Origin of the sequence: Legionella steelei, assembly GCF_001468005.1 — a bacterium.
In the GTDB taxonomy this organism is placed as follows: Bacteria; Pseudomonadota; Gammaproteobacteria; order Legionellales; family Legionellaceae; genus Legionella; species Legionella steelei.
The window spans coordinates 1,764,785-1,789,986 of the sequence record NZ_LNYY01000019.1 but is presented as its reverse complement, the minus strand read 5'-3'; the positions used below and the strand labels follow the sequence as shown (position 1 = coordinate 1,789,986).

The window sequence follows — 25,202 nt, the reverse complement described above, 5'->3', positions numbered from 1 at the left end:
AAAAAAATAGTTGCTGTTTTTATAGTATAGATGATTATATTTTGATCAATTTGGATGGTCTTATATAGACGAGTTAAAACAGAGCTTGTGTTCTATAATTAAAAGCACTGAATATTTTTGAGAAATGCGATGCATGAGTCTTTTATCTCTGTATTGTTTAGCCCCATCACTTTATTGTTCCTCATTAATGCGTTTTTTTTAATTTTTGTTACTGCATTTGTGTGGAATATTTTCCTCCGTATTCAATACACGAATTCGTTATTTAAGATGGATAGCACAAACCCTTTATTGCTGAAGGCTGCATTATTTTTTCCTCTGATACTCATCGCGTTAGTCGCAGAATATCAATGGTCCTTGTTGACCCATTTGAATTTTTTTCCTTTAGTAAGCTCCTCATTTGTTCGTTTTAATTTGATTGGGATTATTGTTTCGATCATTGCATTGCTCTTTATTAAAAGCTTCGATAAAGAAAAGGAAGGGGAGGAATTTAAGATTGCATTATTTTTGGTTACTTATCTCATTGTTTTATATTTGTTTTTTCTAATTATTCTTATGGCAACAGTCGTCACGCGCTTGAATGCGTTTCCTGATAGCTTTTTGAGCCATTATTCTTACCCTACTGCGGAACGAATAAACCAATATGTTCTTGGCGCATTATTTTTGTTTTACATGATGGGTGTTTTCTTTGTGGTGTCCATGCGTGCTATCCCCCGTGTTTTACTCTGCTTGGCTTATACAATTGCTCTTGCTTTTATGTACTCGATATTTTTTAGGTAGGTGGATAAAAACTACTTTGCAAGTAAGAGGGAAAGAGACTTATAGTAAGTCTCTTATATCCGGTAACAACAATTTGGAAGAAATGACTTTTTAGTGATAAATCAGTATGGATTCATACCGGAATATGGATCTTCTTTTTCCATGGTATCGTCCTGCTCTTTTCCAGTAAAGCGTTGCCAAGAGCTCAAGAGTAGAGAATAAGCATCGGGAGGAGTAGGGGGAAATATGCCTATTTTAGGCGCTTTAACTACCTCTACTCCCTGTTCGGCAAGCTTTGCAAGGATGTCTATTTTTGTTTCAGCAATAAGTTTTGCTGCTTTTCTTAAAAACTCAATTTTAAGCACAGGATTTTTAGTTAATGTTACTGAACCAAAATGCTCTATTTCTGTTTTAATTAGTTCGATAAATTCTTTTTTAATCGTCAAGGTGCCGTATAAAGTAGAATAGGTGTATTGATCTGCATACAATAGTCCAGAAAGAGTCTTGAGCAAGGTATGCCAACTCCGATCATGCAGCATCCATAATATGGGGTTGTTAGGAAATTCTTGATAACAATTTTGCAAAAGAACGGTCCCTGACTCTAATAACGAGACCAGTTTGCTAGTGAGCGAACCAAGATCCTGTTCAAAACGACTGAGTCCCTCATGGACTTTCTCAGTCCGAAGAGCGCTTATAATTTCCTTTTCTTTGGCCTTGGCCTGTTGATGTAGGGAGGTTAAATTGATGCCTCCTTCAATTTGTTGTTTTAACAAAGTTGCTGATTCACTGTAATTTTGCAGATATTCTGTTTGTATCCCTTCATGACGATAGAGAGCGAAATAGGTTTCACAAATTCCTAAACACAAACGATATGCGCTTAAGGCATAAGCAAATTGACACATAAATGCATGAGCAGAAGGCGTATAAGACTTAGTCGATTTAAAAAGATATACTCCATCTGTTTCACGCAGTGTAATAGGTAAACCACATTCTAAAACATGTGCATCAAGAGCAGCTACAAGACTTGGATTTTCTGTGTTATTACTAATTATTTGTGCCGTTTCTATTAATATGTTCTCTTCAACCAAGCATTTTTCCATAGCTTCCTGAACCAAATTGAAGCTAAAGACAAGCTCATCTCCTTGGGCAACTTCGGTGAGTTTTTTTGTTCGCCATGTATCAAAAAAATAGTCTTTTAATAATTTCCTTATCTCAAACATGGCATTACGATAGTGTTCAAGACGTGCAAAAATAGGCTGAATTGCTGTATCAATTTCTTTCTGATAGAGCTCTAGTTCTCCACCCATCATTCTCTCCTTTCCAATCCTTGGTTGCTTTAATTTCTACTGTGCGTTAGGTTCGCTGTCAAGGTGTTTAATTGTTCTTACATTAAAAATTTTCTTTTAAAAATAGAAGCTTAGTTTAAAAAAAGGAGTCCTATATCCGTAGCGTCATAACTTGAAGCTTCAGGGGTTTCTCCGTCACACATGCATTGCATCTAACTATGAGGTAGTGTAAAAAGAATTTAAATTTGAGTGCCTTTAATTAAGGAAAACGGTATGGATTTTAAAGAGAAAAAAGTCATTGTTACCGGAGCTAACCGCAGTATCGGCCAAAGAATAGCCATAGCTTTTGCCGAACAAGGAGCTGATGTGGTGATTAGTTATCGCAGTGGTGCACAGGGTGCAGAGGATACCGTGCAAGCGATTAAGGTGCTCGGACGAAAGGCAAACGCATTGTATGCTGATTTTTCCCAAATGGAGCATGTTGCAACTTTTACTAAAGAGGCCATTGAGTATTTAGGTGGTGTCGACATTTTAGTGAATAATGCGGGCATGTTATGTCGTGAAAGACTGTTTGAATTGCCCCCAGAAAAAATGCAGCAAGTTTTTCAGGTGAATACGATTTCGCCACTTTATTTAGCTCAACTATGCGCGAAGCATATGGTGGAAAAAGAAAGTAAAGGCTGTATTTTAAATATTTCTTCAATCAGTGGCATTATCACCATGCCCAAAGGTATTGGTTATGGTGCTTCGAAGGCGGCACTGAATAAATGGACGAAACATGCTGCCTTGGATTTAGCGAAACATGGCATACGGGTGAATGCTATTGCGCCAGGTGTTGTTGAGGCGGGAATGAATGAAGATACGTCAACCAGCAATCCAGAGTTATGGGCATATTATGTGAGCAATATTCCTTTACAAAAGCCTGGAACACCAAATGATATTGCCAATATGGCTTTATTTCTTGCTTCGGAAAAAGCAAACTGGATTACCGGCAAAGTCTTTGAAGTAGATGGAGGGCATGTTCTTTAATTAAGCCGTGAGTGAAACTCGTAATTAGTTTCCTTTTTCTGATACGAACGCTTGGAAAAACCCTCCACAAGGAAACCTAACGCAGGCACACCTTTTAAAGCCTCTTTTTATTGAGGGCCAAATATTTGGCCTTCCCCGATTCATCTCCAGCGATATCAAAATGCAACTCATAGAATACAAAGCAATCAAAGTGTAAAAACATTTGATTCGCGAGCACTTTTTGAAATGATTTTAATTATTTTTGGCAAAATAAATTAAATATGCACCGAATGATCGCAAAATGTATTGACTGGTAAATATTGATTCGCAATAATGGTATTTGTAAATATTGGTCATTTTGTCCTCTATTTATCATGTTCTGTTTATATGTATACAAGGAGAGTATCATGTTGACAATTTACCATATTCGATTACTCATAGAAGAATGTCGTGGAATGGGTCGGAGTGGACTCGATAACGGTGTAACTGCTTCTATCCCACAAATTCAAATTGATATTTTAAAACCACCATATGATTTTTTAGGTGTCCAGGGGAATCCTGCGATCTTTATCAACAAAAGTACTTATAAGCTCTTGGGACATCTACATAAAAATTGGGACATGAATCAAACGATTGCTTTAAAGGCAAGTTTTTTGGAGCAAAATACGATTGAGGTGATTGGGACGATTATTCATGAGGCAGGGCATGCGTTCAATGTTGCAGCAAAAATCGCTAATACAGAAGCAAATGCCTATATTTATGAAATCGAAGTGATACGTAAGTTATTGGAAATGAAAAGCTCTTGCTTGTTTGGTTGTACTTTTAAGGACATCCAGTCCTTTTTTAAACAGCGCCTTTCTTTTTATACTAATGGATCCAAAGACAATAAATATCTTGAGTGTTTAGTCAAAACAATAAAAAAAGAATTTGAACTTGAAGCAAAAACGACACCATTGTCAGAAGAAAAAGATTTAGAGCGTATCGCTATTTTTGTAACAGGAGTTACCCTGTTTAAACCGAAACAGTGGGGTAAAGAACAGGCAATAACTGGATCAAAAATGAGGAGTGGCTTGTCTAAATCTCTGGCATCCTAGGTTATGCAAGAGGTCTAATTGATTTCTTATTTTCGTATTCTAAGTACCGTGCTTTATGCGCGGTATCTAGAAATCTTGTTTTGAAGAAAACTCAGAGATAACTTAAAGATAGTTATGGATACAGCGCATAAAGCGAGTACCTAGGGGCCAGGGAATATGGATTATTTGTAGCAGCTCCCATGATGTGGTTCAGAAACATTCAGCACTTGCTGTACCGATACGGTGCAGGCAATATCAGCATTCTTAATGCAGGGGAGTTGGTGAACTCGAACTATTAAGCTATGATTTTCTTTTTTAAAAGAAGGAGCTCATTCTTATGAAACGTCTGAGTTTATTATTGTTATTAATTCTGGCTAGTTCTGGTGCCACGTATGCGGCGCATAAAACGGTTGTTTGTCATCTGCAGGGAATGAGCAATGCTATTTCTTTTGTAGCACCGAATAAAATCGGTGATTTGCCTAAAATTGATTTTGATTATCCAGTTGAGGTGACGCGGTTTAGTCTGCACACAGACAATTTATTGCTCGTAGCCATGGATCAGGATGAGAAAGAACGCCCGCGGATTTTCATTTCAGCACAATGGAACAAACAAAATCACGCCTACACTGGGCAATTTATGACGGATTTTGGGGGCAATGAATTGCAACTTGATAATGGCCCGGTTTCTTGTGCATTAAAATAGGAGTTGTTTATCATTCTATTCTCTTGGCAAAAAATGACTTAATAAACGTAGGCTGGGCAGCTAAGCCCAGCATGTAACAATGCCAATGTATGAACATTATGGTACGTACTTGTTAATTGAGATTACCGTGATGGTTTTCATAATGGACATTTTGAGAAATAAGAATTAATTCAGCAAACGCTGGGCTTAACGGCCCAGCCTACCTTACTATTGAGCTTAGCTTAATAGTGTCATCTTATTATCCGGAATGGGAATGCTTGAAGAACTTGAGCATTTCATAAAAAACATAGGGTCCGGCATCTCTATGGTCGAGGGTGTCGCTGACTGATTGAATAAAGACGGCACTGCTGTATTTTGTAAATTGCTCATAAGCGAGTTCGGCACCATGATAAGGCACGTCTTTATCTCCTTTAGTACCGATAAGCAGTAACGGTGCTGTTGGTGAGAAATCATAATGATTGAAATAGCTCCTAAGGTTGTCCGAGTGGCTATCTGTATGATCTAAGATGGCATTGAAGAATTCCTGTTGAAAAATTAATGCTGGATTTTGCGGGAGCGCATTAAGTATTTCTTTCGACGAATGAAGTCCATCAAATAATTTGGGAACAATGACATGATATGGGCTGACAAATATCTGATTTAAATCAGTCCAATAGTTTTTATAAGCTTGCAGGGAATAGAAAAAATACGCTAAATAGGCAGTTGCTCTGGGGCCAGGATCAAGCATGATGAATTTCATCGTTTCATCCCAGTCATAAGGTGCTGAACCTAAAGCAACTGCAGTAACCGGTATGTTGGGATACTGTGTGCTAAGTAATTCAAACATCACTAAAGAGGAGAAGCCTCCTTCTGAGTAACCACCAATATAGAGCTGATCATTTACTTTAATATGTATTTTTTGGGCAAGTTCTTTGGCGGCCAAAAGCATATTCACACTACTGCTGGCAAGGGTTTCATATTGTACGTAAGGATGTAGGGTTAACTCGTTATCTCCAAAACCAAGGTAATCTGGCAGCACTGTCAAATAACCACCATGGCTGGCAAACAAGGCAGGATAAATCGCATCACCCTCTGTCATTCTGGACGGTGCATCATTGTGGTTGAAGCGAGTTCCATGTTGATAACTTACGATGCCCAGGTCACCCGGTACTGAGGGGATCGCAACGAGACCAGAGGCGGTGCTCATATGTCCATCGGGTGCAGGGGTTTTATAATTAATTTTATAAAGGGTTACATCGTACTTTGCTGTCAGTGCATCAAGTGGCGGCATTTTTTTTAAGGCTACTTCTGCCATTTCTTTAGGAAGCATCCCTAGCGAAGTGTAGCTAATTAGGATTTCATTATCTTGTTCTAGTGATTGGCTATGGGAATTAATACTTAGAGTGAAATATAAAAAGAAGAAAATTATTTTTTTAAAATGTGCCATAGCGATCTATTTCCAAAATAATATTTTAAAAGAATAGGGATGCAACCATCACTCAGGGTCAACTTTTTCTGCATGGTTGTCAATTGTAAATTTACTTACGCCACGTGGTTTTTCTTGTACATAAAAAATTTTCCCGTTCCAACTATTGGGGGGCAGAGAGCACTTTTCGGAAAAAAATGTGTCGAAACGGATAGGTTTTACTCTCCTTAAAAGTGGCTCTTTTTGTCTTTTTATTTTACACGTTAGACTTATGATTTCATTACCTGAGTTAAGGGTAAACATATAGACATCTAATTGGATTCTGCTAATCTATAGCCTCAGAGGATTTCTGATTAAATTTTTGTTAAATGTAATCTGTTAATGGAGTGAACGTGATAATTTTAAAACAAAAAGGGAAGTTTCTTTTCGGCTTATTTCTTGCTAACAGCACCCTCGCTTTTTCCGGTACTTTAGGTGATGTTCAAAACTACAGCAACGGCTTTTTCGTTACTGGCGGTGCAATATATGGTTCTTTAAGTGACGAAGGAATTAATAAAACTTTATTTGCCGATACGTTTACTGTGGATGGCGATATTGTTGCACATCAAATAAGACCTGGCTCGCGTTGGGGCTTTACAGTAGGCGCTGGTTATACATTTGGCCCGCAGAAAGATAACGATGTGACATTTACTTATACTAATTTAAAAAGCAAAGGATTTAGTGAGATAGTTAATACCGGACCCCAAGGCGTACTATCAAACCGCTTAAGCCAAATTGTGCAAAATGAAAATAGTTTCTTTAGCCTGCTACATGCTGGTGGACAGGAAATGATTAATGCGAGTGCGTCGGTCAGTTCTCACTATGATTTCCAAACTGCTGAATTATTAACACATCATTATTTCCAAAGTTCTGTTTTAAAAAATGTGCGTTTTTCACGTTTTTATGGACTTAAGGCGACTGAGTTTAAAAAAGGATTTTCAGCTGAATACAATGGAACCATGGCATTTTTAACGCCCAATTTTGCATTGCTCGAAACTCCATTAGACGATGAAATTGATTACTCAGCAAAATATTTCGGAATTGGACCTCAAATTGGTATGGGAGCATCTTGGAGCCTAAATCGTTATATAAGTGTTGTCGGCGATGTATCGGCGTCTGTTTTAGGTGGTTCTTATAATTCTGGCTGGGATGAAAAGTTAAGTACTTCAGGAGTTATTCCTAATTACCCAACTAATGCGGTGATGAATCAATATAGTTATAAGCAATCTACGCCAACAACGCTTTGGACTTCTATTGTAGTGGGCTCGAATATCGCAGTAGCAGCAACAATCCCGTTCCATAACGGCAGCAGCTTTGGCGTTCAAGGTGGTCTTAATACAGAACAATATTGGTCACAGGTTAATGCAGAGTCAATACGTAGCAGTATTTCTAAAAATAATATCTACTTTGCTCAAAGATTTGCTGTTCGTGACGTTTTCATTAAAGCAAGTTACACATGTTAATCTAAAAGACACAATATCCAGAAGTTTGTTTTTAGATTGAGAAAGGCTTTATAAGGTACATTATGTTTGGATACTTAATGTACCTTTAAAATGACCGTTGTTTTGAGATTTAAGTTGTGGAGGTAAAAATGCTAGTGAGTCAATTAGATCATTTAGCAATTAATGTTATTCCTAGCCTGAATCAAATTCATCCAACAGCATTGATTGCTCCTGGGGCTAAAATCGGTCCTAATGTCATAATCGGTCCTTATTCTATTATCGGTGAAAATGTAAGGATTGCAGAAGGAACATCAATTGCTTCCCATGTAACAATTGAGGGATGGACAGAAATTGGGGCGCGTAATCAGATCAGTGCCGGGGCCATTATCGGAGGCATTCCTCAAGATCTCAAGTTTAATGGAGAGATCAGTAAGGTCGTTATTGGAAATGATAATATTATTCGTGAGTACGTCACTATAAATCGTGGAACGCGAGGAGGAGGCGGACAGACATGCATCGGTAATAATAATGTTCTTATGACCTCAGCGCACGTGGGACATGATGTGTTTATTGGGAATCATAATATCATTTCAAACGCGGTGGCCATTGGTGGCCATGTCGTTATTGAGGATTGGGTCACGGTCGGCGCTCTTTGTGGTTTACATCAATTTATCAAACTAGGTCGCATGTCCATGATAGGGGCTCTTAGTTTAATCACTAAAGATGTTTGTCCTTATGCCTTGGTTTCAGGAAACCCGGCAAAATTATATGGGATTAATGTCGAACGTTTACGTCGAAGAGGGTATTCATCTGAAGCAAAAAGCTGTATTAAACGTGCATATAAGACTTTATTTCATAAAGGATTAGGCATTGCAGAAGCCATCATACAAGTACAATCTGAGTTTGCAGATAATATTGATATCCATCATATCGTGCACTTTCTTAAAGGTTCTACTCGTGGCTTGTATCGTTAAGATTCATTAATTAAGGTGTTTGCATTGTGTCATTTCGATTTTCTACTCCCCAAGGTCCTTTTAGTTTGGCTTATTTAGCAAAGTGTTCTGGCGCATCACTTCATCATAATGGTGGCGCGACATATACCGTTACAGATATTGCGCCACTTGCAAATGCTCAAGAACATCATATTTCCATGCTGCATGAGAAAAAATACATAAAAGCGCTAAAAAACTCTCAAGCAGGTGCATGCATTATTTCACCAAGTTACATACATCATGCACCCAAACAGATGCATTTATTGGTTCATCCTAATCCCTATAAGGCTTATGCACTTATTGCACAGGTCTTCTACCCAACTGATGCAGTGAAACATTTTATTGCTCCGACTGCTTTTATTGCTGCAAGCGCTACGCTTGGTCCAGAATGTCACATTGCTCATGGTGTTTATATTGGTGAGCACGTTCGTATCGGCGCTCGTTGTAAAATTGGAGTTAATACTTTTATAGGTGATGGTGTCGTCATTGGCGATGATTGTTGTATTGAAAATAATGTCAGTATTAGTCATACCGTTATGGGAAATCAGGTATTGATTTATCCAGGAGCACGAATTGGCCAAGATGGGTTTGGTTTTGCTGGCGATGAGCATGGATATTATAAAATTCCCCAGGCTGGTGGGGTTGTTATCGGAAGTCATGTTGAAATTGGAGCCAATACCTGTATTGATAGAGGCTCTATGGAAAATACTGAAATTGGTGATTGGTGCCGTTTGGATAATCTGATCCAGATTGGTCACAATGTAAAAATTGGGAAAGGGTCTATTCTTTGTGGGCAAGTCGGTATTGCGGGCAGCAGTAAACTAGGTGAATATGTTACCTTAGCTGGTAAAGCTGGAGTAAGTGGGCATCTTACTATAGGAGATCGTGCTACGATTCTGGTTGGTTCTACTGCAGTTCAAGATGTTGACCCAGGTGCGCGAGTGGGAGGCTATCCTGCTTTACCAGATCGTGAATGGCACAGACAAACTTACTTTTTAAAAAAACGGCTTAAGAGCGACAAGTACCCAGAAGCTGATAAATAGCTAAGGCTGCTTTTTCATTGGCGTTTTGTTTTAAGCAGTGGTGTATGCTCGTAAATTGTTTTTTCTGTTCCTCGGTATCTGTAGAGTTCAACAATTGAAATACTTTTTGGGCAATTGGCCTAGCTAATGCTTCAGATTGGATAAACTCAGGAATTAATTTCTGGTTTGCTAAAATATTAGGTAAGGAGATAAAAGGGATTTTAACTTGAGGGGCGATAATGGCATGATTTAACGCACTCCATTTAAAGGCAACAACCATGGGACGTTTTAATAGCATGGCTTCTAATGTGGCCGTTCCTGATTTGACTATCGCAAAATCCGAAGCAAGCATGGCTTCACGAGATTGCCCATCCAGTATCTTAAGCTTTAAATCATACCCCTTACTTGCTACTTGTTGTAAAAAAAGCGCTTTTAGATTGGCATTGGCTGTTGGCACAATAAACTGAAGATCAGGCATCTGTGTCGTGAGCTCATGCATGACGTCAAGGAATAACGGTCCCATATATTTTATTTCACTTGCCCTACTTCCTGGGAGGACGCTAATTATTTTGTCTTGAGTTGAAAAGCCCAATTGTTTTCTGATAGGGGCGGCATCAATGTCTATGTCAATATGATCAGCAAGAGGATGGCCTATATAGCGTACTGGGACATCGAACTTCTTATATAAAACCTCTTCAAAAGGAAATAAAGTAAGAATTAAATCAACAGCCTCTTTAATGTAAAAAACTCGTTTTTGTCGCCAAGCCCAGATTTTGGGGCTGACCAAATGGACGGTTTTAATCCCCAATTTTTTTAGGCGTAGCTCTAGTGATAAATTAAAATAAGGATAATCAATTCCAATAAAGACATCAGGAGGATTTTTCTGCCATTCCTTATAGAGCATTTTTCTGATTTTGAATAATTTAGGGTAATGAAGCAGCGCGTCACTAATTCCCATAACAGAAAGGCGCTGCATGTCTATCCTGGAGTTAAAACCTTCCCGTATCATCTCAGGACCACCAATGCCCATCCATTCAATATCCGGCAGATGCTTTTTTAGCTCGCGTATTAATCCTGCCCCCAATAAATCTCCAGAGGCTTCTCCAGCAACTATTGCAATCCGAGTTGGAGTTTTGCTTGTATCCATAATGAATCAATACGGTAGTTTTTTAATGTGCTGATATTACTTAACTGAGATCTAAAAGCCAAATACTATTTTATTTTCGAGGTTGGGAACTAATTTTCAGGTTTTTTCTCTAGTTTTGGATTTTGCTCTGCCAAAAGCGGCATGTAGTTGATTTTTTTCTTGGGCCTCTTTAATGCCTTGAGAGAATAAGAAACTTGAGCTAATCTTAAGCCCTTAAAATTATGTAGATGGTTAATGTGTATAGTATCGCACGAGGCAACAGACTAAAATTTTTGGACTCTCAAAAACATATTTCCTATTGCTTCTGGAGTCTCTTCTTTTTACATATCAGCTGTTGGGTAATTTTGCCTGCGATTTTTCAACTTAATGTCCCGCTTGATGTATGTGAAGGATTTGTTTGGGGCAACGAATGGCCTTTAGGCACTTACAGACATCCCCCCCTGTATGCATGGTTGCTCCAGGCTGTATATTATCTATTTGGAACTTCTCCCGTTGGATTTTATGGATTGTCCGCATTCGCTAGCGGATTTAGTTTATATGCAATATATCGAACAGGGGCTTTACTTATTAGTCCAATTCATGGACTAATGGGAGCCGCATTGGCACAAAATATAGTCTACTTTAATTTTCTATCTACGGAATTTAATCCTAATGTATTACAAATGTTTTGGACAGCGATAGGAAGTTATGTATTTGCGCTGGCTTTATTACGCTCTAATATAATCTATTGGATCTTGCTTGGGTGCATCATTGCGCTTAGTTTTTACACGAAATACACCACCCTAATACAAGCGACCGTACTTTTTTTATTCCTGGTCTTCAATTCTCGTGCTCGTAATAATTTTAAAAAAGCAGGTCCTTATCTGACGGTGTTGTCCTTTATTATACTGTTCATTCCGCACCTTCAGTGGTTAATTCAGCATAATTTTCTCCCCCAATATTATATCAAAGATAGACTTGGGGATGTTTTAACAGTCAAAGACAGCCTATATTATTCCCTACGTTTTTTGCTGGTCCAGATTCTTGATTGTGTTTTTTCTTTATTAGGAGTCTGCCTTTTATTATATCCTTTTCATGCTATAAGCCCCAAGAAAACTGAAGAAATTTTCAAAAGAAAGATTGTTTCCTGGTTGGCTTGGTCTCCCATTGTATTATTAATTTTGATTAGTTTTATTAGCGGTCATAAAATAAAGGATATGTATGGTATGCCTTTCTTATCATTTATCCCGCTTGCACTCTTGTCTTATTTTGAAGTGAATAAAAATAGGATTTACAAATTTTTTTCCTTCTGGATAGTCATGTTTCTGTTTCAGATTACACTTTATGTGGGCGTCAATTACTATCACGCAAATGAAAAAAATGATAATCCGCGTCGAGTAGATTTTCCAGGACTTGAATTGTCAAAATACGTTCACTCATTATGGCATACAAAAACACAGACACCTTTAAAATTTATTATTGGCGACACCTGGATCGCTGGAAATATAGCTTTCTACAGCAGTGAAAAACATCGGCCTAATGTATGGATTAATGGGGACATACATATATCAGAATGGATCAATTTATCAGAGGTAAAAATGAATGGCGCTATTCTTATATGGCTGCAAAACGATGGTGAGTATGCAATACCAAGCTATTTAGCTGAAAAGTTTCCCAATGCTCAATTAGGCGATAAATTCAATCTGGTGTGGGAGAAACATCCAGAAAAAATGAGTACTTTTGGCTATGCTTACCTGCTGCCTACATCTTAGACCGTATAAAACTGATATAGGGTAGTGTATCAATTACTCCATTTATATTTCGATTGTAGGGGCTCGTTGTCGAGATTGGTATTGGACTGTTTATCCCTTTACTTTCTATACCCGCGTAGGTAGACTGCGTGAGCAAATTTTCTGCTTGTTGCAATCTACAGATTAGGATGTTGTATGCTCGAGATGAAACGCAATTGTAATGTGCTTCCGGTGAATTGGGTAGGGTGGATTGTTTACTTCTTGATGCCCACAAAGTACAGCATTGCGCAAAAAAATATCGAGCAAGTATTCCATGGTTTGCTTTCAGCCTACGAGAAAAAACGTATTGCTATTGCCTATTATTCCCATATATTTCTTTGTATCAAAGAACTTTTTTTAATGAATTTTTTAACAGAAAAATCTTTAGAGAAGAGGGTGAAACTTATTGGTGTCGAACATCTATATAATGCGCTCAAAAAAGAAAATGGGGTGCTTATTTTAACGGGGCATTTAGGTAATTGGGAGTTTGCTCCTCTGTTCTCACTGAACCAAGTTGAAAAAGGAGCACACCATTACTATTGTGTTCGTAAAGCATTACGACTCAGTTTTCTAAATTCTATTTTTTGGGGCCGTTTTGAAAAAGCGGGCTTTAAAATAATTAACAAAAATAATGCGCTTGCTGAAACCCGTCTTGCATTAAGAACTAAAAATGTTGTTTTTTTCCCTTTTGATTTAAGACCACCTTGCCATAGCAAGTCCAGTTTAAGCGCCAGTTTCTTAGGCCAGCCAAGTAAAACTTATGGAAGCATCGCTTATCTGGCTCATCGTCTGAATTGTGCCGTATTGTCCGTTAGTTTTTATCGATTAAACAAAAAACAACATATTATCGAATTTTACCCTGAAATTCCCAGTGATGCTTCTAAAGACAAAAAACAAGCCTATCTGGAAAATACGGAAAAATATAATAAAAGATTGGAGGAAATGCTGCTTGCATATCCTGAGCAGTGGCTGTGGTCGTATAAGCGGTGGTAATGTCGTAGGAGATGTAGTTGAGGAGTCAATGTCGCATTAGTATTGCAGGATTTCTATTTTATTATTTAGTACCGATACGTCGGAAAATCGTGCTGGAAAATATCGATCGTGTTTTTAAGAATCAGCTTTCTTTAAAAGAGAAAAAGCATTTGGCTTGGGCGTTCTATTCGCATGTGGCTTCCACTATCAAAGAGTTAATCTTTATGGATTGGTATGCGCGCGTTGATAATCGCGTGGAAATTAAAGGGATTGAGCATCTTTTGGAGGCCAAAAAACAAGATCATGGATGTTTTCTGCTTATGGGGCACATAGGGAACTGGGAGTTAACTATTTCACTGGTATTTTCTCAATTGAAATCGTTAATTGGTCCTATTTGGATTATTAGAAAGGCCATTCGTATCCAGTGGCTTGAACGGCTCATTTTTAACCGTAATCAGCGTTATGGTGGGCAACGAATTGATAAAGCTGGAGCCCCGCTAAAAATAATCAAGGCACTAAAAAATAAAGAAACGGTTTTATTTACCATGGATCAGCATGCCGAACTTAAAAATAAAGAAGGTATTGCCGTAAACTTCTTTAATGCTAAGGCAGGAACGTTCCGCAGTTTGGCTCTTTTTGCCGGTAAATATCAAGCTCCGGTGGTGCCTCTTGCATGCTATCGCCTAGCCAATGGTAAACATGTACTGGAGTTTTTCCCCGCCTTATCATGGGAGACCCATCCGGATGAGGAGCAGGCAATATCTAATAATACCTTACGGTATAACCAACAATTGGAACAATTAATTCTTGAACATCCCGAACAATGGTGGTGGGTTCATCGTAGGTGGAAACTGTGACTATTGAAACTCCAGCTCTTTATCGATTTAAGTTTTAATAAGATGATAAAATGAAAATATTGGTCATGCAGCATAAAAAAATTGGTGATGTTTTAATGAGTAGTATTATTTGTAATAACTTAAAAAAAATAATGCCGAATGCAGAGATCCATTACTTAGTGAATAAAGAGGCTTTACCTGTATTAGAAGGAAACCCTAACATTAGTCGGGTTATTACCTTGCATCCTAAACATAGGACTAGTGTCCGTACTTTTATAAAGTTTGCTTTGCAAATCAGGCGTGAACACTACGATATTGTAATTGATGCGTATACCAAATTGGAAAGCTGGATTATTGTTTGGCTTTGTAACGCAAAGCGTCGGGTCTCTTATAGGAAAAAATACAGGACCTTTCTGTATACAGATAATCTTCCTCGAGAATCAGTAAAGAACACTCCGCCTGGTCGGATGATTGATTTAAAACTGCTTTTAATTCAACCCTTTTTAAACAATGTAGTACCTGAACGCCATCCGCAAATCTATCTTTCTGAAGATGAAAAACAAAGGGCTGCACTTTTATTTAAAAAACACCATGTCCCTGCTAAAAAAAACCTAATGCTTAACATTTTGGGGAGTTGTCCTTTAAAAACATATCCTCTTGAATATATAGCAACGCTGGTGAATCAGATAGTAAGCCAGGTCGATGTGAATATTTTATTTAACTTTTTGCCTCACCAAAAAGAGGAAGCACAAAAAGTCTATGAATTGTGCAATGATGACGCCAGAAAGAAGATATTTTTTGAGCTATCCAATTATGATTTAAGAACGTTTATTGGGATTATGAATGAGTGTGATGCGATTATCGGTAATGAAGGTGGCGCAATCCATATGGCGAAAGCGCTCAACAAGCCTTCGTTTACAATTTTTTCTCCTTGGATAAATAAACATGATTGGTCTACTTTTGAAGATGGCATACATCATGTTGCTGTTCATCTGTCTGACTTTAAGGCGGATTTATATATGAATACTCCTGATACGGAACATAAGGAGAATGCACTCGAACTTTTTAAAGAGCTAAAGCCAGAATTTATTTTACCTAAGCTTAACGCTTATTTAGCCTATCATTTTGGGCAACATACTGATTAGACAATATTTTTATTAGGGTAATTGGGCTTTATATTTTTGCTAGGCTCCATTAGAGTATGAAGTAATTAAGGGAACATCTAGAAAAGGAACTTATTATGAAAGCAGTCTTGGTTTCTGGATTTGCTCGTTCGTTTATCTCTGGACTGCCTATTGCAGATGCAACAATTACTGTACTTGAAAATAACCAACTAAAATTTAAGACGGACGCTTCTGGAAAATTTGGACCATTTGCATGGGCTGTCGGCAAGCCCATTACTTTAGTTTTTGAGAAACCAGGATCTTTTTGGACTGGATATAAGACAACACAAACCGCTACGGTGATTGTCCCACCAGAAGGAATAAACCATGAAAATTACGTTAAAAATATTTCATTCCAAGTTCCTTCCAATATGGCTTATAAATTACTTTCATTTGCTATTGGAGAAGCTGAAGATCCGGACGCGTGCCAAATTGCTGCAACCATAACACCGCCTAATACAACCATGGATGATATTCCACAAGGTGTTGAGGGGGTTACAGTCAGTTTATCTCCTAACGTAAAGGTACGAACTTTTTATTTTGATATTTTTCCATTTATCCACAAAACCAATCCTTTTATCCGCACTTTGAAATCGACGTCACTGGATGGCGGCGTGGCTTTTCTCAATGTGCCGCCTGGTGATTACATTATGGAAGCAAGAAAGGATAATATCCTTTTTTCTAAGGTAATTATTAAAGCGCGTAAAGGAATGCTTGTGAACGCAAGCCCGCCACAAGGCCCTACCATGCTTATGGATGCAAGTTCGACACAGGATACGGCAGTGATCCAAAAACCTAAAGTGAACAAAGCTGAAATAAAACCCAATCAATTTAGTTTTTTTAAACCTGCTTTAGCCTTCGGATTAACTGCGGCGGCGGGGGTTCTTCTTGCGGCAACTGCCTTAAATAAGAGTATGGCACCATAATTTCAAAAGAGAACTATACTCTAAATATTCTCTATTTTTTTAGTTGTGAGTATGCAAGAAAAAGAGGAAGCACCGACAATTCAATTTAACGCACAGCAGGGAAAAGAAACCACAGAAAACTTGCTCAAGAAGATTCTGGAAGATGGATTGCAGGCGAACAATCTTCTTGTTGACACGCTACGTGAACATGCAGAAGAAAATAATTTACAAGAGTCTTTAGAGTTGTTCAACAATCCTCCCCCCAGAAAAAAAGCAACAGATGAAAAGGCTACCCAGGAAGAGGCTGTGCCAATAGGTAATAAACAAAAAAACGAAGGATTATTTGAGCAGCAAGAAGAAGTTACAGCATATAGAAATAAAGCCCAAAAACTAGAGAGTACGACACATAATCCTGCAGCGTAATCCGTTACCCCATGAAGCAAAGAGAGCGTATGAATATGACTTCAGCGATAGAGCAGACAGTGAGAAGAGTTTTTGATGAACTGTGGAATCAGCAAAAGGTGGCAGTAGCTGATGAGCTATTTTCAGCAAAGACTTCAATTCATTTTAGCTATGAACAAGCAGCCAATTTACAGGATTTCAAAGAAGCGTTACAACAATGGTATAAGGCCTTTCCCGATCTACTGCATCAGATTGATGATCTTATTGTGAGTGGCGATAAAGTGGTGACACGTTGGCATGGCCATGGAACCCATAAGAATGAATTTTCGGGTATTCCCGCCACAGGTATATCCGTGTTTTATAGTGGGATTACCATTTTTCGCCTGGATCATAATCATCAAATTATTGAAGCCTGGGTCTATAGTGATTTAAATGACATGATTGCCAAAATGCAACAAAGCCAAAAACAATAGGCCTAATTATGGAACACGATCAAACAAAGCGCTATGAAAAGTCAAAGAAATTTCTCCCTCAAAATGTGGGGTGCTTAATCAAGAACTTACAGCCTGCGATTGCATGGTCACCCAATGAAAAGTTTCTTTGCTATAGGCATGATACGGCAAAAGGCTATGAATATCTTATTTTTAATCTAGAGAGTAAAAAGAAAGAACCGGCTTTTGACCATCTATTCCTGGCAAAAAAAATTGCTGAGCAATTAAATAAAGAAATAAACGCCTTTATATTGCCCATCAGTAAGGTGGATTTTTTTAACGAGCATATTTTGCAACTCCATATCGAACAATTTATTTTTCAATATGATAGAACAACTCAAGAGCTCGTATGGATTGCGGATACCACACAGCAAACCGCCATGTCTCATTGTCCTACAATTATGGAAATTTGGGGGTTTATTCCCGCGACAATCCTGTCACGAATACGTTCACCAGATCAGCATTGGGATATATACAGCAAAGACCATAATTTATTTCTTTTTTCAGGTACTGAGAATAAAGAATATCAACTGACTACAGATGGGAGTGCGCTACAGGCCTATGCTGCTTCCCCAGATACGAATTTAACTTCGCTCACACTACGCCGTATGCAGATAACGCTTCCGCCTATGGCGCTTTGGTCTCCTGACTCACAAAAGATTGTGACGTTTCAATGCAATCAAGAGCATGTAAAAAAATTAGCATTGCTGCAACATGTGCCGGAGGATGGTTCTTTGCGTCCGCAGGTTTTTGAGGCGCATATTCCGTTGGTCGGCGATGCAGTGATTCCAGAAATTAAATTATGTGTGATTGATGTCCCCACAAAGACGCTGCGCTTTATTGACGTGCCTCCATTGATGCCTGCATTGGTAGGCTCACCGATTGAGGCAGGCTATGTCTGGTGGAGTGAAGACAGTAAAAAAATCTTTTTTTTAAAAGAAGAACGAGGAAATCATCAGCTTTCTTTATGTGAGCTGGATGTTGCTACCGAGCAGCTGCGGATTATTTTAACTGAAAAATCCACGGGATATGTTGAACCCAGCCAGCTCATCCTGTGGCAGAATTACACGCACATACTCGAAGCAACGAATGAATTTACTTGGTTATCTGATCAGCATGGTTGGGCGCATCTGTATTTACATGATTTACAGACTGGACAAGTCAAAAATCCAGTAACGCAAGGTGCGTGGATGGTGCGTAAGGTATTCCATGTCGATCTTATCAATCGGTGGATTTATTTTTTAGGGAATGGAAAAGAAGCGGGTGTTGATCCCTATTTTCGTTATTTATATCGTGCCCGTTTAGATGGGAGTGATGTGCAATTACTAACCCCAGAAACAGCCGATCACACCATTGTTTTTTCACCATCTCAGGATTATTTTATCGATTATTATTCGTCTATGGATTCTCTTCCCATAACTAAATTACGTGATACAAATGGGCATGAGCTTGCAATGCTGGAAACAGCCGATTTTTCTCAATTATTTGCTTTGGGCTATAAGCCGCCACAGTCGTTTTGCCTTAAAGGTGCTGATGGAGAGACGGATATTTATGGTCTTATCTATTTCCCTACAGATTTTGATCCTAAGAAAAAATATCCAATAATTGATGATATTTATCCCGGGCCACAATTGATGCGTGTACCTAAAACATATTGTTCTGATCTTCCAGAATATATCTATGGTTGTTGGTGGCCTCAAAGTTTGGCTGAGTTAGGATTCATCGTTGTTAATATGGACGGACGCGGTACCCCGCTGCGTTCTAAAAAGTTTCATGAGTATTCGTACCAGCATTTAGAAACTGCTGGAGGATTAGAGGATCATGTAGAGGTCATTCGACAGTTAGCCAAGCAGTATTCTTATATTGATATCAACCGAGTGGGTATTATGGGGCAGTCAGCAGGAGGTTATGCGGCAACGCGCGCATTACTGATTTTTCCCGATGTCTATAAGGTAGGGGTTTGTGTTTCTGGGTTACAAGATTTACGAAGTTATTTGGCATTTTGGGGGGAGCGCTATCAAGGTTTGCCAAGTGATATAGATTATACCGTACAATCAAATTATCCTCTGGCGTCACAATTACAGGGGCACTTATTTTTAATTCATGGTGATTTAGATGATAACGTGCATCCGTCCAATATGATGCACTTAGTGGATGCCTTAATTAAGGCAGATAAGGATTTTGATATGTTATTAGTGCCCAATGCAAATCATTCTCTTTATTTCACGGATCAATATGTTTTACGCAGAATAGGGGCGTATTTTGTTGCGCATTTATAGCATGCGGAGCCCGCAAATTAGTGGTGCGCAACACATAAATTACGAGTAAGGAGAAGTACAAAGAATACCTTGAAGAAAGCACAACCCACTGCCATAATAAATTTAATTCTCTATCAGTATTTTCAAAGAAAAGGACTCCTTATGGCCACTGTAGGCACTTATCTTGCACAACGCTTCCAAGAATTAGGAATGAATGATTATTTCGCCATTCCTGGAGATTACAACCTTGGTTTGCTAGACGAACTATTAAAAAACGACTCCCTTAAAATGATCAATTGCTGTAATGAGTTGAATGCAGGTTATGCCGCAGATGGTTATGCGCGCATCAAAGGCGTTTCTGCTCTGGTGGTAACCTTTAGTGTTGGTGGTTTAAGTGCAGTCAATGCGGTTGCAGGAGCTTATGCTGAGAATTTGCCGATCATTGTTATTTCAGGTGGGCCTAATACGAACTCGGTGCAGGATGCGGAGATTTTACACCATACTTTGGCAACGGAAAATTACAGCTACGTTCGCGAAATATTTGCGAAAATTACAGCGCATAGCGTATTTATTCATAGACCAAGTGATGCACCCATGCAAATTGATGCGGCGATCGCGATTGCACTTGAAAAGAAAAAACCTGTTTATATTGAAATTGCATGCAACATTGCGGGAGCCGATGTTTCTCCTCCGACACAACGGGCGCTTAACGTCAAACGCTTGAGTGATACCTCCTCTCTTGCTGCTGCAATTGAAGATACCGCAAAACAACTTAATGCTGCAGTCAAGCCAGTGTTGGTAGCAGGAAGTAAATCGCGACCCTGTGAGGCAACTGCTATGATTGAAGCTTTAAGTCAATCTTGTGGTTATGCCTTGGCAGCAATGCCTGATGCAAAGGGATTTATTTCAGAACAGCATCCTAATTATATTGGCATTTATTGGGGGCCAGTCAGTTCGCCTGGATGTGGAGAAATTGTCGAATCAAGTGATCTCTATTTTTTTATCGGACCTAATTTTAACGATTATACAACTGTTGGCCATATGTGTAACATCCAGCCAAAGAAACTCATTGTCATTGCGGATGGTAGCGTGTCTGTTGCCGGTAAAGTATATACCGAAGTGTATATGAATGAGTTTTTGAGTGGCTTAAAGGACAAATTGAAATTCAATGATGCGTCGCTTAAAGCATACAAACGCATTGCGGGATCTGCTCCCTTATATCATGAGCCGGATGACTTGAACTCACCGCTCACTACACGATTCCTTTTTGGACAAATCCAAAAGCTTTTAAGTAGTGATTACGGTGTTTTGGCAGAGACTGGTGACTCATGGTTTAATGGCATGCGTCTTAATTTACCCGAAAATTGTCCCTTTGAAATTCAAATGCAATATGGATCAATTGGCTGGTCTGTCGGCGCACTTCTGGGTATGCAAGCAGCACTTCATAATAAAAAACGTGTCATTGCTTTGATCGGCGATGGTTCGTTCCAAATGAGTGCTCAAGAAGTGTCAACCCTTATTCGTTATGGGTATAAACCCATTATCTTTTTAATGAATAACGCTTCTTATACGATTGAAGTGCAAATTCATGATGGTCCGTATAATGTGATTAACAATTGGCATTATGCTGATTTGGTGGAGGTTTTTAACGGACAGCAAGCCAACGCTCGCGCGTTTAAAGCACCTACGCATCAAGCGCTTCTTGATGCAATCGAAGAAGCAAAAAAAACAGATGGTTTATGTTTTATCGAGGTGATTTTAGATAAAGATGATTGCAATAAAAACTTGTTGGAATGGGGCGCTCGCGTCGCATCATACAATGGCCGCTCTCCAAGAGCGAATTAGCGGTTTTCATTTCATATCATAAAGGGCAGATACGTATCTGCCCTTATGTTTTCTGTAGTGTTTCCCTCTGCCGTGAAGGATACCATCTTACCATTCAGACTCCTTATTCAATAAGAAAACATGGACTAAGATACAAAATGCACTTTCTTAGCAGGTAAGTCTGTTTTATATGAAAGAACTATACTTATAGTCACTATGATGATTAAAAGGGACTCATATGAAAACCTATCTCAATCCCCAACCACATGCGGTGGAGCGTATTAATAAACTTCGAAATAAACCCAGTAGTATGCCAGCTCCCAGGCATGAAAAGGTGGTGCCAGAGCGAGCAGAAAAGTCAGATACCGAGATTTTTGAAACTGAATCTGAGGAACAAGCTTGGCGAGATTCTCTTGCAAAAGATAAATCGCACTGATTGACTTTGCGATAAGGAAATACCTGGGTAATTAATGTCCTACTGGTAATACTCACAAAAGAGATAGCTTCTGGATAAAGGCTTTATGTTGGTCAAAATGGAAAAAAATCGGATGACTATTTAGTGTGGCGCTAATTGCAAGGAACATACACAAAATTGAATAAAATAAAAAGCTTATCTATCATTTTTTGAACTATACTGATAGGCACAAGGCAATACCAATATAGAATAGATAAATAAAATCAATATCAAGAAAGTTTTATGATGCGGTCATTTCTGCGAGGTTAAGTCGGTTATCACCTGTAGTGAATGCCGCAGTGACCACCATATTAGGGGGCATTCCTTTATTACAAGATGTTTTTTTGGGGTTTCTCTTGCTGTAACCATTATGTTTGGGCTGACCGTCGGTACGATACTCACCATGTTTTTAGTACCTGCCTTTTATTGCATTTTATACCGCATTAATCCCGAGAAAGAAGAGTAGCCTACCAAGATAGCGCTTGGTTATTAATCCATTTTATTAATTAAATAGATGCTGAGTTTATTAGGCAGCAGTCTTAATAACTGTGAGAGGTATACCTGTAATTTCGGCACTTTAATTTCAGTTTTCTTTTTTTCAATCCCATCAACGATTAGTTTAGCCGCTTTACTCACACTATAAATGAATCTTTGCGGAATATTAGCATTATCGAGTAATGACGTTTGTATAAAACTGGGTATCACAATGGAAACAGCGATTTGTTCTTTTGCTAACTCCAGCCTTAGGCCTTGAAAAAAGTTACTTATTGCGGCTTTACTCGCTCCATAGGCTTCGCATTTGGGAAGACAAAAATAAGACATAGCACTACTCATTGCGACCAGCTGAGGTTGGCTGCTGGCTCTAAGCAGTGGAAGGGATGCTTCAACACCATAAATAGGCCCTAAGAAATTGACTTGTAAAATCGCTTCAACCGTCTCACTATTAAAATTTTTTACGTCAATCGATTCATATTTTCCTGCATTAAGAAACACAAGATAACATAGCCATATTTTGCTAATATTTTTTCCCCTGCTGCTTTATTCGCATGTTTATCAAGGACATCAAACGGAATCATGTCTGCTTGCGTTGCATCAGCAACTTCTCGTAGCGCGGTTTCATTATAATCTGATAAAATTAATTGATAACCTCGTCGATGCATTTCCAGAGCAACTTCTTTACCTATTCCCAATGCTGCCCCAGTGATCCATGCTATAGATTTCATTTTAGTCCTTAAGTCTTTGCATCAATCAATAATATGATAGCCACTATCAATATAAATGGTGTCACCGGTAATGTTTTTCGCGTAATGACTTGCAAGGAAAACAACCATCGCGCCCACATCATCAATATCAACCAACGATCTGAGAGGTGATTTTTCTTTTGCACGTTGGATTAATTCATCAAATTTCTCCAGGCCTGAGGCCGCGCGTGTTTTTAAAGGACCAGGAGAAAGGGCAATTACCCGAATCTGTTGTGGTCCCAGCTCTACGGCCATATAGCGCACAGAAGCTTCTAGAGCTGCTTTAACGGGTCCCATGAGATTATAATTTTCAACCACTTTTTCCGCACCGTAAAAGGACATCGCAAATAATGAGCCACCATTTTTCATTAGTGGCTTCGCGCGATTTGCTATGCGGATAAACGAATGACAAGAAATATCCATCGCAGTGAGGAATCCTTCTTTAGAGCATTCATACACGGGGTTTTGTAAATCCTGTTTGGGCGCATACGCAATAGAATGGATGACGATGTCAATTTGTCCCCATTTTTTGTTTATTTCTAAAAATAAATTATCTAAATCATGTTCGTTGGTGACGTCACACTCACAATAAATCGTGGGTTTAAGAGCATTGGCAATTTCATCTACATAGGGTTTGGTTTTTTCATTTAAATACGTGATTGCCAGGTCAGCACCAGCCATTTTCAATGCGCGAGCACAGCCAAAAGCGATGGAATGGTCATTGGCAATACCAATTACTAACGCTTTTTTTCCTGAAAGTAATGTATTATCGATGTTCATCATTCCTTATGTTTGATAAGACAATAGCAATGATTGGCAATAATCCATTCTTCGTCAGTAGGGATTGCATAAATGTCGACGCAACTTTTAGAGCTATTAATCGCTAATTGATTGGTCTTATTTAACTCTGCATCCATCTCAATGCCAAGCCATTCAAAGTCTTGGCAGACGGCTTGGCGAATTTGCCATGCATGCTCGCCAATACCTCCTGTAAACACCAAGAGATCAAGCCCTCCAATTGTGGCAGTAAGTGCTCCCAGCTCCCTCCGGATGCGATAAACAAACAACTCGATTGCTTCTTTTGCATGGGGACTCTTATCTTGCAGCAGTTCTTGCATATTGAAGGTACTGCCTGAAATGCCTAATAAACCAGACTCATTATAGAGTACATTTTGAATTTGCTCTGCAGTCATTTGTTCTGATTGCAGCAAATAAAGAATAACCCCTGGATCTAGGTTGCCACAGCGTGTACCCATAACAAGACCATCCAATGCGGTCAATCCCATAGTGCTGTCTATGGATTTTCCTTCCTTGACGGCACACATACTAGCTCCATTACCTAGATGCGCAATGACGATTCGCCCCTTGTGCTTTTGCGGATTAATGCTGCGCAAGCGATGCATAATAAATTCATAGGAAAGACCATGAAAACCATAACGTTTTACGCCTTTTTCATAAAACTTCCTTGGGAGACCAAATAGGTTTGCTATGTGTGGGTGAGTCATATGAAAAGCGGTATCAAAACAAGCGATTTGTTGTATATCAGGGTACAGTGTATTGATACTTTCAATAGCCTGGAGATTATAGGGCTGATGAAGTGGCGCGAAAGGGATAAATTTTTTTAATTGGTTAATCAGCTCGGCAGAAATAAAGGTTGGTGCATGAAATTCATTGCCACCATGGACCACTCGATGCCCTGCTGCAATAATGTTGAATCCAAATTGATTGGTTTTCAGTGCCGAGAATAATAATTCATAAAAATAACTGTAGCCTTGTTCTTTGGAGAAATGCTCTTCTCTCACTAGGACATTATTTTGGTCAAACAGTTTTAGGACGGGTGCTTCTCGGATATTTTCAACGATGCCATGCAACAGTTTGGGTAACACCGCTCTTAATTCGTATACGGCGAATTTAATACTTGAAGAGCCAGAATTGAGTACAATAACATGATAATTGTCCATATTGTCACACTGTTTTAAGTCGGAAACCCCATTGTCCTCGCGTTAGTATAGAG

General features: G+C 38.8%; 24 protein-coding genes. 17 read left to right on the top strand and 7 right to left on the bottom strand.

The annotated features are described in order from the left end of the window. Positions 1–129: 129 nt before the first annotated feature. On the top strand, positions 130–777 hold the full coding sequence (locus Lste_RS11990; protein ID WP_058511163.1) for a hypothetical protein: 648 nt from the start codon (positions 130–132) through the stop codon (positions 775–777). A 101-nt stretch (positions 778–878) separates the two neighbouring features. On the opposite strand, the gene Lste_RS11985 is transcribed toward Lste_RS11990, so the two are convergent. Further along, a complete protein-coding gene (locus Lste_RS11985; RefSeq protein WP_157070739.1) occupies positions 879–2,066 on the bottom strand; it encodes a hypothetical protein in 1,188 nt (395 codons plus the stop codon). Positions 2,067–2,315: 249 nt separating this feature from the next. On the opposite strand from Lste_RS11985, the gene Lste_RS11980 reads away from it, so the two are divergent. The 3 genes from Lste_RS11980 to Lste_RS11970 all read left to right on the top strand — a co-directional run bounded on the left by Lste_RS11980 (position 2,316) and on the right by Lste_RS11970 (position 4,826). After that, positions 2,316–3,071: an SDR family NAD(P)-dependent oxidoreductase gene (locus Lste_RS11980; RefSeq protein ID WP_058511161.1), complete on the top strand. Its 756-nt coding sequence runs from the start codon at positions 2,316–2,318 to the stop codon at positions 3,069–3,071. Positions 3,072–3,457: 386 nt separating this feature from the next. Then, positions 3,458–4,144 carry a hypothetical protein gene (locus Lste_RS11975; RefSeq protein ID WP_058511160.1) on the top strand — a complete coding sequence of 229 codons (687 nt, stop codon included), beginning with the start codon at positions 3,458–3,460 and terminating at the stop codon, positions 4,142–4,144. A gap of 316 nt (positions 4,145–4,460) precedes the next feature. After that, positions 4,461–4,826: a hypothetical protein gene (locus Lste_RS11970; protein WP_058511159.1), complete on the top strand. Its 366-nt coding sequence runs from the start codon at positions 4,461–4,463 to the stop codon at positions 4,824–4,826. A 238-nt stretch (positions 4,827–5,064) separates the two neighbouring features. Here Lste_RS11970 and Lste_RS11965 read toward each other — a convergent pair whose 3' ends face one another. Next, a complete protein-coding gene (locus Lste_RS11965; RefSeq protein ID WP_058511158.1) occupies positions 5,065–6,252 on the bottom strand; it encodes an alpha/beta hydrolase family protein in 1,188 nt (395 codons plus the stop codon). 371 nt (positions 6,253–6,623) lie between these two features. Here Lste_RS11965 and Lste_RS11955 point away from each other — a divergent pair, with 371 nt between their 5' ends. The 3 genes from Lste_RS11955 (at position 6,624) to lpxD (ending at position 9,747) form a co-directional block, all read left to right on the top strand. Continuing rightward, the gene (locus Lste_RS11955) at positions 6,624–7,733 is read left to right on the top strand and encodes an Lpg1974 family pore-forming outer membrane protein (protein WP_058511156.1); all 1,110 of its coding nucleotides are present in this window, start codon (positions 6,624–6,626) and stop codon (positions 7,731–7,733) included. 128 nt (positions 7,734–7,861) lie between these two features. Continuing rightward, positions 7,862–8,686, top strand: a complete 825-nt coding sequence (gene lpxA / locus Lste_RS11950; protein WP_058511155.1) for an acyl-ACP--UDP-N-acetylglucosamine O-acyltransferase — start codon at positions 7,862–7,864, stop codon at positions 8,684–8,686. Between the two features lie 23 nt (positions 8,687–8,709). Further along, a complete protein-coding gene (lpxD, locus tag Lste_RS11945; protein WP_193393430.1) occupies positions 8,710–9,747 on the top strand; it encodes a UDP-3-O-(3-hydroxymyristoyl)glucosamine N-acyltransferase in 1,038 nt (345 codons plus the stop codon). On the opposite strand, the gene lpxB is transcribed toward lpxD, so the two are convergent. Next, on the bottom strand, positions 9,713–10,873 hold the full coding sequence (gene lpxB / locus Lste_RS11940; protein WP_058511153.1) for a lipid-A-disaccharide synthase: 1,161 nt from the start codon (positions 10,871–10,873) through the stop codon (positions 9,713–9,715). The genes lpxD and lpxB overlap by 35 nt on opposite strands. Positions 10,874–11,217: 344 nt before the next feature. Here lpxB and Lste_RS11935 point away from each other — a divergent pair, with 344 nt between their 5' ends. The 10 genes from Lste_RS11935 (at position 11,218) to Lste_RS11890 (ending at position 21,929) form a co-directional block, all read left to right on the top strand. After that, the gene (locus Lste_RS11935; protein WP_193393406.1) at positions 11,218–12,624 is read left to right on the top strand and encodes a glycosyltransferase family 39 protein; all 1,407 of its coding nucleotides are present in this window, start codon (positions 11,218–11,220) and stop codon (positions 12,622–12,624) included. Positions 12,625–12,798: 174 nt separating this feature from the next. Next, a complete protein-coding gene (locus Lste_RS11930) occupies positions 12,799–13,635 on the top strand; it encodes a lysophospholipid acyltransferase family protein (RefSeq protein ID WP_058511151.1) in 837 nt (278 codons plus the stop codon). Positions 13,636–13,652: 17 nt separating this feature from the next. Continuing rightward, complete coding sequence (locus tag Lste_RS11925; protein WP_058511150.1) at positions 13,653–14,471, top strand: lysophospholipid acyltransferase family protein; 819 nt, start codon at positions 13,653–13,655, stop codon at positions 14,469–14,471. A gap of 50 nt (positions 14,472–14,521) precedes the next feature. Continuing rightward, positions 14,522–15,595 (top strand): glycosyltransferase family 9 protein, encoded by a 1,074-nt coding sequence (locus Lste_RS11920; protein ID WP_058511149.1) that lies wholly within the window; start codon positions 14,522–14,524, stop codon positions 15,593–15,595. A 95-nt stretch (positions 15,596–15,690) separates the two neighbouring features. Then, complete coding sequence (locus tag Lste_RS11915) at positions 15,691–16,539, top strand: carboxypeptidase regulatory-like domain-containing protein (protein ID WP_237760477.1); 849 nt, start codon at positions 15,691–15,693, stop codon at positions 16,537–16,539. Between the two features lie 51 nt (positions 16,540–16,590). Further along, complete coding sequence (locus tag Lste_RS11910; protein ID WP_157070737.1) at positions 16,591–16,941, top strand: hypothetical protein; 351 nt, start codon at positions 16,591–16,593, stop codon at positions 16,939–16,941. A gap of 29 nt (positions 16,942–16,970) precedes the next feature. Beyond that, on the top strand, positions 16,971–17,393 hold the full coding sequence (locus Lste_RS11905; protein ID WP_237760476.1) for an ester cyclase: 423 nt from the start codon (positions 16,971–16,973) through the stop codon (positions 17,391–17,393). 8 nt (positions 17,394–17,401) lie between these two features. Then, entirely contained in the window at positions 17,402–19,690 is a 2,289-nt protein-coding gene (locus Lste_RS11900; protein WP_058511146.1) for a S9 family peptidase, read from the top strand. Positions 19,691–19,831: 141 nt separating this feature from the next. Further along, positions 19,832–21,514 carry a thiamine pyrophosphate-binding protein gene (locus tag Lste_RS11895; protein ID WP_058511145.1) on the top strand — a complete coding sequence of 561 codons (1,683 nt, stop codon included), beginning with the start codon at positions 19,832–19,834 and terminating at the stop codon, positions 21,512–21,514. A gap of 217 nt (positions 21,515–21,731) precedes the next feature. Continuing rightward, a complete protein-coding gene (locus Lste_RS11890) occupies positions 21,732–21,929 on the top strand; it encodes a hypothetical protein (RefSeq protein WP_058511144.1) in 198 nt (65 codons plus the stop codon). 507 nt (positions 21,930–22,436) lie between these two features. On the opposite strand, the gene Lste_RS11885 is transcribed toward Lste_RS11890, so the two are convergent. The 4 genes from Lste_RS11885 to Lste_RS11870 are packed head-to-tail and all read right to left on the bottom strand — an operon-like array spanning position 22,437 to position 25,149. Then, complete coding sequence (locus tag Lste_RS11885) at positions 22,437–22,940, bottom strand: SDR family NAD(P)-dependent oxidoreductase (protein ID WP_058511143.1); 504 nt, start codon at positions 22,938–22,940, stop codon at positions 22,437–22,439. Beyond that, positions 22,901–23,170, bottom strand: coding sequence for an SDR family NAD(P)-dependent oxidoreductase (locus Lste_RS19725; protein WP_058511142.1), 270 nt, complete (start codon positions 23,168–23,170; stop codon positions 22,901–22,903). Before Lste_RS19725 ends, Lste_RS11885 begins: the two co-directional genes overlap by 40 nt. 21 nt (positions 23,171–23,191) lie before the next feature. Next, positions 23,192–23,962, bottom strand: a complete 771-nt coding sequence (gene fabI, locus Lste_RS11875) for an enoyl-ACP reductase FabI (RefSeq protein ID WP_058511724.1) — start codon at positions 23,960–23,962, stop codon at positions 23,192–23,194. A gap of 5 nt (positions 23,963–23,967) precedes the next feature. Continuing rightward, complete coding sequence (locus Lste_RS11870) at positions 23,968–25,149, bottom strand: acetate/propionate family kinase (protein WP_058511141.1); 1,182 nt, start codon at positions 25,147–25,149, stop codon at positions 23,968–23,970. Positions 25,150–25,202 lie beyond the last annotated feature (53 nt).